The organism is uncultured Lamprocystis sp. (genome assembly GCF_903933125.1).
GTDB lineage: Bacteria > Pseudomonadota > Gammaproteobacteria > Chromatiales > Chromatiaceae > Thiodictyon.
In genome coordinates this window covers 1-8,231 of the sequence record NZ_CAIZIZ010000176.1, presented here as the reverse complement: position 1 = coordinate 8,231, position 8,231 = coordinate 1, and the positions used below count along the sequence as shown (strand labels likewise).

Below are 8,231 nucleotides of genomic sequence, written 5' to 3'. Positions count from 1 at the left end.
GCTGGAGCCGGTATCGAATTTTCTGCTGGCGGAACAGTACGCGGCGGATCGCACGGCCGCCACTTGGACGCTGGCGTTACGCGACGCTCTGGCCGGCTTGAACGTGACGGTGATGCAGGGCACCAGCGATGAGGCCACGGCATTGCGCCGGCACATTGAAACGGATTTTTTGGCCCATCACTCACCGGACCTGTTCCATGGACAACAGGAGGTATCGAAGGGCACCAGCCTGCACCTGGCCCGCCAAGTGAAGCAGGCTGAGGGCCGCGTCGTGGCCGCGCAGGGGCGCTTGGACGCCGCGCGGGCCGCCGAGCGGGCCTATGAAGCGCAGTCGCCGCGTCCCTGCGGGCGTCCACCCGCCTTCGCGGCGCGGATTGAAGACGCGGTGGCCGCCGTGGTGCAGGCCGAAGCCGACCACGCGCAGGCCCAGACGCGTCAGACGGACGCGCGTGACGTGGTGCGTGAACTGGGAACCCTCTATCACCCCTACGACCTGGCGCACGGACAGGCGCAGCCCGTGGAGCGTATTGCCCAACGTTTTGCCGATGTCTGGGCGCGGCTGCAACAGCTGGCCGACGCGGCCGATCTGCCGACGCGGGCCCGCGAGCGCCTGGCCAAAGCCGAGCGCCTGACCATCCAGTTCCTGGCCACCATCACCTTTTTCTTCGCGACCGTGCAGGCCAAGGTCGAGGCACTCAATCTGTCGCCCGCCCTGGAGCACGCCCTCCTGACGCAGGTGATCCCGGCGCTGTACCTGGAGCGCGTCGCCGCGCGCAGCACGCACGCCGAACCGCGCCACCGGCTGCGCGCCTTGAGCCGCCAGTTGCTCGAACCGCTTGGTCAACCCGATCATCCGTTCAACGCCCTCCCGGCAACCGAGCGCGCGCGTCTCGAACAGGTGGCCGGCGACTGCGCGGACCTGTTCCAGCGCAGCAGTTCCGCGGTGGAGGGGCGCAACGGTCAACTGTCCCTGCATCATCATGGCCGGCATCGCCTGAGCGATCAAAAACTCGCGGCACTGACCGCGGTGCATAACTTCCACATCCGGCGCGCCGACGGCACCACGGCCGCCGAGCGTTTCTTCGGCCAAGCCCACGCGGCGTTGTTCACGCTGGTGCTCCAGCGGATGCCGCTACCCCCGCCACCCGCGCGCCGACGGCCCCGCCCACCGAAGCCGCTCTCGCTGCTGCCGGTGGCGGCGTAGCGGGGGGTGGCCGGAACGATGATCAAGGCCCGCACAGCGGACCCTACAGACTATTCCAACCCCAGAATGAACGCCCATTGCTGCGCCGTCACCGGCATCACCGAGAGCCGGTTGCCGCGGCGAACCAATGGCATGTCGGCCAGGGGTCCGTCCGCATGGTCTTTCAATTCGCTCAGCGCAATGGTCCGCGCCAGGTGGCGGAGATAACGTATCTCCACCAGATACCAGCGCGGGTTCGCGGGGTCGCTTTTGGCGTCGAAGTAGTGTGCCTGCGGGTCGAAGGCGGTGGCGTCGGGATAGCTATCGCTTGAGACCGTCGCGAGTCCCACCACGCCGGGCACCGGGCAGTTGGAGTGATAGAAGAGCACGCCGTCGCCGATGCGCATCTGATCGCGCATCATGTTGCGCGCCTGATAGTTGCGCACCCCGTCCCAGGGCTCGCCCGCGGCGGCTCGCGCCGCCAGATCGTCGATGCTGAAGGCGTCCGGTTCGGACTTGAAGAGCCAGTAGGCCATGGTGCTACCTGTCATCCCGATAAGAGCGGCTTTCACGCCAAAACGCCAAGCCGCGAATGTTGTCTCCGTTCGCGCAGTTGATCCTGCTGCGCGGATCGATCACGACGCGTCCGAACCTGAATCCAGGCCGGGTCCAGAATAACCAGTCCGTGGCTTCTCAACACGATGCGTCCTATACTTGACCTCCCCCGAAGGACGATGACCCCTCTGGATGTGAATATGAACGCAACCGCCCAGGATCACGCCAACGCCAGACCCGGCCCGGATGGATTCCCCGTTCCCCTGCCGGTCGACGCGATCCGTTTCAGCGGTGAGGCAGTCTACGCTGCCGCCTTGCGTCAGGCGCTCCATTTGACGGTCGGGCTCAGCCTGCCGGCCCCGGACCCGGCCCGCATCCGCCGCGAGTTGATGGCTCGCTCGTTGCTTCTGAGTGAGGGGATGGCTCCCGCCGTCTATGCTGCCGCCCGCGAGTGCGCCACCCGCTTCGGAATTCTATCCCAGGTCGAGGTGTTCCAGAGTGCGGGTGCCGAGAACGCCGCGATGCATCAAGTCGATAGCCCGGGCTCTTCGACCCGGTGTTGCTGTCGGTAGCCTGCAGCAAGCCAGGTCGTTGGCCGAAACAACGACCAAAGCCGAGCGGTTGTCGTCCGCGCCCTGCTGCAATCTGCCGCGTTCTGGCGGATACTGTATTTATATACAGTTTTCCGCCAGGTGCCGACGGCCGTGCCCCCCATCTCAATTCCGGCTTACGCCGAACTGCTGTGCCGCTCGAACTTCAGCTTCCTCCAAGGTGCCTCGCACCCGGAGGAACTGGTCCGGCGCGCCCATGAACTGGGCTATGCGGCGCTCGCCCTGACCGACCTCTGTTCGCTGGCCGGAGTGGTGCGGGCGCATGGGGAGGCACGTACCCTGGGGCTGCACTTGATCATCGGCGCGGAATTGACGGTGGAGGCCGGTCCGCGCCTGGCGGTCCTGGCGATGGACCGGGGGGGTTACGGCAATCTCGCGCACCTGATCACGCGGGCGCGGCGGCGGGCGCCCAAGGGGGAGGCGCGCGTGACGGCGGATGACTTGGCCGATGGGTTGCCGGGTTGTTTACTGATCTGGCTGCCGGGCACGCAGGACAGCGCGGCGGAACTGCGGGAGCAGGGCGCCTGGCTGCATCGGCTGGGGGCCGGACGGCTGTGGATCGGCGTGGTGGCGCACCGGTGCGGCGGCGATCTGGCCTGGCTGGCACGGTTGCGCGGGCTGGGTGCGGATTTGGGGCTGCCGCTCACCGCCTGCGGGGCGGCGGCCATGCATGTCGCGCGGCGGCGTCCGCTGCTGGATACACTCACCGCTATCCGGCTCGGGGTGCGGGTCGATCAACTGGGTGCCGCGCTGGCGCAGAATCGGGAGCACCATCTGCGCGACCGGGCCGAACTGGCGCGTTTTTATCCGCCCGATCTGTTGGCGCAGACGCTGGTGCTGGCCGCGGCCTGCCGCTTTTCGTTGGATGAACTGCGCTACGAATACCCGGATGAACTGGTGCCGGCCGGTACCACGGCGGCGGCTCATTTGCGCCGGCTGACGGAGGCGGGCGCTGTGGTGCGCTGGCCGGACGGGATGCCGCCGCGGGTGCGCGGCCAGATCGAGCACGAACTGGCCCTGATCGCTGAACTGAAGTACGAACCCTATTTTCTCACCGTCCACGATATCGTGCGTTTCGCCCGCTCCCGCGGCATCCTGTGTCAGGGCCGCGGTTCAGCCGCCAACTCGGCAGTCTGTTTTTGTCTGGGGATCACGGAAGTGGACCCGGCGCGCATGGAGATGTTGTTCGAGCGCTTCATCTCGCGGGAGCGCGGCGAACCGCCGGATATCGACGTGGACTTCGAACACCAGCGCCGCGAAGAGGTGATCCAGTACATTTATGCCAAGTACGGTCGGGAGCGCGCCGCCCTGGCCGCGACGGTGATCAGCTACCGGCCCAAGAGCGCGGTGCGCGATGTCGGCAAAGCGCTGGGGATGGACCCGGATCAAGTGGACCGCCTGGCCCGCAACCTCAACTGGTGGGACGGGCAGACGGTGGTGCCGGAGCGCCTGCTGGAGGTCGGGCTCGATCCCTACAACCCGCTGGTATTGAAGGTCCTGCGCCTGGTGCATGAGATCCTGGGCTGTCCGCGCCATCTGTCACAGCATGTCGGCGGTTTCGTGATCTCCCGCGGTGAACTGTCCCGGCTGGTGCCGGTGGAGAATGCGGCCATGGACGGGCGCACCGTGATTCAGTGGGACAAGGATGACCTCGATACACTGGGGCTGCTCAAGGTGGACTGTCTGGCATTGGGGATGCTCTCCGCCATCCGCCGCGCCCTGGACCTGATCAATGGTTTTCGCGGCAGCCGGCTGACGCTGGCCGACATCCCGCCGGAAGACCCGGCGGTCTACCAAATGATCCAGCGCGGCGAGACCACCGGGGTCTTCCAGATCGAGTCACGGGCGCAGATGGCCATGCTGCCGCGGCTCAAGCCGGCCTGCTTTTATGATCTGGTGATCGAGGTCGCCATCGTGCGGCCGGGCCCCATCCAGGGTGATATGGTGCATCCGTATCTGCGCCGTCGACAAGGGTTGGAACCGGTGAGCTATCCGTCGGCGGCGGTTAAGGAGGTGCTGGGGCGCACCCTGGGGGTGCCGATCTTTCAGGAGCAGGTGATCAAGGTCGCGACCGTGGCGGCGGGTTTCTCGCCCGGCGAGGCCGATCAGGTGCGCCGTTCCATGGCCGCCTGGCGTCGCCGCGGCGGGCTGGAGTCGCTCAAGGGGCGGCTGATCGGCGGTATGTTGGAGCGCGGCTATGAGCGCACCTTCGCCGAGCAGATCTACCATCAAATCCTGGGTTTTGGTGAATACGGTTTCCCCGAGTCGCACGCCGCCAGCTTCGCGCTGTTGGTCTATGTGTCCGCCTGGCTCAAGCACCATGCGCCGGCCGCTTTCTTCGCGGCTCTGATCAACAGTCAGCCGATGGGCTTTTATGCGCCGGCCCAGTTGATTCGGGAGGCGCGTCGGCAGGGGGTGGAGGTGCGGCCGGTCGCGGTCACCGCGAGTGCCTGGGACTGTACGCTGGAGCCTGCCGATGGTGAACCAGCAGGTCAAGGCGCCGCGTCCGCCAATGGCGGGCGGGGAGAGGTGGACGGTGACCAACCGGCCCTACGCTTGGGCTTGCGGTTGGTCAAAGGGCTGTCCCGAGCAGGCGCTGGGCGGTTGATCCAGGCGCGGGATGCCGCGCGCTGGTTGGATCTCACCGACCTGATCGGGCGCGCCGCGCTCGATCGGGGGGATCTGAAGGCACTGGCCCAGGCGGATGCTCTGCAACCGCTGGCGGGGCATCGCCACCGGGCGGCCTGGTCGGTCTCCGGTCTGAGTGCCGCGCCGCGTAATGATCCGCGTGCCGGTCAGGCGGCCTTGGCCCTCCCGCCGCCGCCCGCGGACCCCGTCGGTCTCGCCTTGCTCGCCCCGCCCACCGAGGGGGCGGAGATCGTCGCCGATTACGGGAGCCTGGGGCTGAGTCTGCGCCGTCATCCCCTGGCCTTGCTGCGTCCGCAGTTGGCTGAGCGGCACCTGCTGACCGCGGACGCGGTGGCGGTGGTGCCGCCGGGCGCGCGGGTCGCGACCGTCGGACTGGTGATCAACCGCCAGCGTCCGGGGTCGGCCCATGACGTGACCTTCGTGACCCTGGAGGACGAGACCGGTCAGGTCAATCTGGTGGTCTGGAAGCACGTCGCCGAACGTCAGCGCGCGGTGCTTCTGGGCGCACGGCTGCTGGGGGTCTACGGTGAAGTCCAGCGCGAGGCCGGGGTCACCCATCTGATCGCCCGGCGGCTGGTGGACCACTCAGCACTGCTCGGTGGGCTGGTGACCCGGTCGCGGGATTTTTGCTGACGGTATTCAGGCCAATCCTTTTCTCTACCAATCGATGAGGACTTGGGCGATTTCCGGAACACCGGATACCACCCACTATCGGATCGGATGTAGGTGCGACTTCAGTCGCACCGATTCGGACGCGGGTGCGACTGAAGTCGCACCTACATTGACCGGTATCCAAATAGACGACTTGGGCGAGAAACTCCCGACGCGCCTCGGCGAGAAAGCGGGCCGATCTCACTGACACAGACGTCCGGCTTCGGCAAATACGTCCTCCGCGGCAATGGTCCGCGCCTCAGCGCCCCATCCAGGCCGCCAGCCGTCCCGCCAACGCACTGTGCAGACTCGCCAGCAGCCGTTCGATCGGCTTCTTGTGCGCGCTGTATTTGAGTTGCAGCAGGTCAGTGGTCTCGCTCGCGGTGAGCAGCAGGTCGTCACTGGTCTGGATGGCGTCGATCAGACCCAAGGCGACCGCCTGGCTGCCGTGCCAATACTCGCCGGTGGCGACCCGCTCCAGGTCCAGGGCCGGGCGGTATTCGCGGATGAAATCCTTGAACAGGCCGTGGGTGTCTTCCAACTGCCCTTTGAGCTTCTCCCGCGCCGCGTCGGTGTTCTCGCCGAACAGGGTCAGGGTGCGTTTGTACTCACCGGCGGTATGCAGCTCGAAGTCCACCCCGTGGCGCTCCAACAAGCGATGGAAGTTGGGCAGTTCCGCCAGGACGCCGATGGAGCCGATGACCGCGAAGGGGGCGGCGACGATGCGGTCCGCCACGCACGCCATGAGATAGCCCCCACTGGCCGCGACCTTGTCGACCGCGACCGTCAGGTGAATGCCTTTGGCGCGCAGCCGGGCGAGTTGGGAGGCGGCCAGCCCGTGCTCGTGGACTGTCCCGCCGGCGTTTTCGATCCGCACCAGCACCTGATCGCCATCGCGCCGGTCGAGCAGGATGGTGGTGACCAGCACCCGCAGTGCGGCGACCTCGGTGGCCCGCAGGTCGCCATTGAAGTCGATCACGAACAGCCGTTGGCGCTCCTCGGTCTGGGCTTTGTCGCGCGCTTTGCGGCGTTTGCGCTCGGCCTTGACATAGGCGCGGTACGCCTTCTTGGACAGGGAGGATTCCTTGAGCGCCTGCGCCAGGCTCTGGTAGCGCTCGTTCAGGTCCAGAATCTCCAGACGATCACCGTCGTCGCTGCCGCTCATCCCCCGGCGGGCGCGCACGGCGACCATCATCAACAGCGCAATGGCCACGACGACCGTCAGCGTCTTGGCCAGGAACAGGCCGTACTGAAGCAGCACGTCGGTCATCGCGCGCCTCCCGCGGCGGCGGCGCGTTCAGACCGCGATGGGTGCGCGGATGGCCGGATGGGGGTCATAGTCCAGGATCTGGATGTCCTCGAAGGTGTAGTCGAACAGACTGGGCGGGCGCCGCGCGAGCTGCAGCCGCGGCAGCGCGCGGGGCGCGCGGGCGAGTTGGGCGAACACGATGTCATCGGTCAGATGGTTCCGGTAGAGGTGAAGGTCACCGAAGCTGTGCACGAAGTCGCCGACTTCCAGGTCGCACTGCTGTGCCACCAGGTGAGTGAGCAAGGCATAAGCCGCGATATTGAAGGGAACGCCGAGAAAGAGATCGGCGCTGCGCTGATAGAGTTGGCAGGACAGCCGTCCATCCGCGACATAGAACTGAAACAGACAATGACAAGGGGCGAGTGCCATGCGTCCGGCCGCCGCATTGGCCTGGGGTGGCTGGGTCTCGTCCGGCAGGTCGGCGGGGTTCCAGGCCGAAACCAGTAGGCGGCGCGAGTCCGGGCGGGTGCGGATGGTCGCGATCAGTTCACCGAGTTGGTCGATGGTACGCCCGTCCGGGCAGGTCCAACTGCGCCACTGGGCGCCGTAGATCGGCCCCAGATCCCCAGAGGGTGCCGCCCACTCGTCCCAGATGCTGACCCCGCGGGCCTGGAGGTCACGGTTGTCGGTGGAGCCGGACAGGAACCACAGGAGTTCGTGAATGACGCTCTTGAGATGGATGCGTTTGGTCGTAACCAGCGGAAAGCCCTGACTGAGGTCGAACCGCACCTGGCGTCCGAACACCGAGCGCGTGCCAACCCCCGTTCGGTCGGGCTTGTCGCTGCCGTGGTCGATCACGTCCTGCAGCAAATCCAAATAGTGGCGCATCGGTTCTTCCGCACGGGTTCAAACAGCCGCCAAGCTAACCACGAAGGGCGGTCAGACACAAATCCAGGGAGACCTTGGGGTGCGATCCAAACTGATGTGGTTGCCGGAACTGTCACGCAGCTTGCTTAACGAGACCCTGCCAGTACGCTGACCACTTCCCGTTGGCCCGGGTCGTGCGCAACGCGAGCATGGCCTCCGCGTTGTCCGGCGTCCACCACGCGCCGGGGCGCTTGAGGCGCTGCTGAACCACATAGCGGTGGGCACTTTCGATCTCGCCGGAGCCGATCGGCAAGCCCTGCGCCAAGGCGCCTTGGTCGTCGAGATGATCGAGCCGGTTGCTCAGATAGCGATGGCACGCCCGTACCGGGGCGTCCGCATCGGCCACCGTGACGGGCTCCAGGGCCTCACTCAGCGCGGCCAAAACCGGGGTTATTTGATTGCTTTT

The 8,231-nt window shown here is 66.6% G+C and carries 6 protein-coding genes and 1 pseudogene; 3 read left to right on the top strand and 4 right to left on the bottom strand.

Annotated elements, in window-relative coordinates:
• On the top strand, window positions 1–1,204 hold a 1,204-nt coding region (locus tag QZY03_RS08790), incomplete at its 5' end, for a DUF6399 domain-containing protein (protein WP_295580141.1).
• 50 nt (window positions 1,205–1,254) lie between these two features.
• Here the strand turns inward: QZY03_RS08790 and QZY03_RS08785 are convergent.
• Window positions 1,255–1,719 carry an EVE domain-containing protein gene (locus QZY03_RS08785; RefSeq protein WP_295580139.1) on the bottom strand — a complete coding sequence of 155 codons (465 nt, stop codon included), beginning with the start codon at window positions 1,717–1,719 and terminating at the stop codon, window positions 1,255–1,257.
• Window positions 1,720–1,938: 219 nt separating this feature from the next.
• Here QZY03_RS08785 and QZY03_RS08780 point away from each other — a divergent pair, with 219 nt between their 5' ends.
• Together QZY03_RS08780 and QZY03_RS08775 are read left to right on the top strand one after the other, a co-directional pair.
• Window positions 1,939–2,310 (top strand): hypothetical protein, encoded by a 372-nt coding sequence (locus tag QZY03_RS08780; RefSeq protein WP_295580137.1) that lies wholly within the window; start codon window positions 1,939–1,941, stop codon window positions 2,308–2,310.
• Between the two features lie 132 nt (window positions 2,311–2,442).
• A complete protein-coding gene (locus tag QZY03_RS08775) occupies window positions 2,443–5,631 on the top strand; it encodes an error-prone DNA polymerase (protein WP_295580135.1) in 3,189 nt (1,062 codons plus the stop codon).
• 277 nt (window positions 5,632–5,908) lie between these two features.
• On the opposite strand, the gene sohB is transcribed toward QZY03_RS08775, so the two are convergent.
• From sohB to QZY03_RS08760, 3 genes and pseudogenes are all read right to left on the bottom strand, one after another.
• Window positions 5,909–6,919: a protease SohB gene (sohB, locus tag QZY03_RS08770; protein WP_295580133.1), complete on the bottom strand. Its 1,011-nt coding sequence runs from the start codon at window positions 6,917–6,919 to the stop codon at window positions 5,909–5,911.
• 27 nt (window positions 6,920–6,946) lie between these two features.
• Window positions 6,947–7,786, bottom strand: a complete 840-nt coding sequence (locus QZY03_RS08765) for a thymidylate synthase (RefSeq protein WP_295580131.1) — start codon at window positions 7,784–7,786, stop codon at window positions 6,947–6,949.
• A 112-nt stretch (window positions 7,787–7,898) separates the two neighbouring features.
• Window positions 7,899–8,231: pseudogene (locus QZY03_RS08760) on the bottom strand (ISKra4 family transposase); the annotation flags it as partial.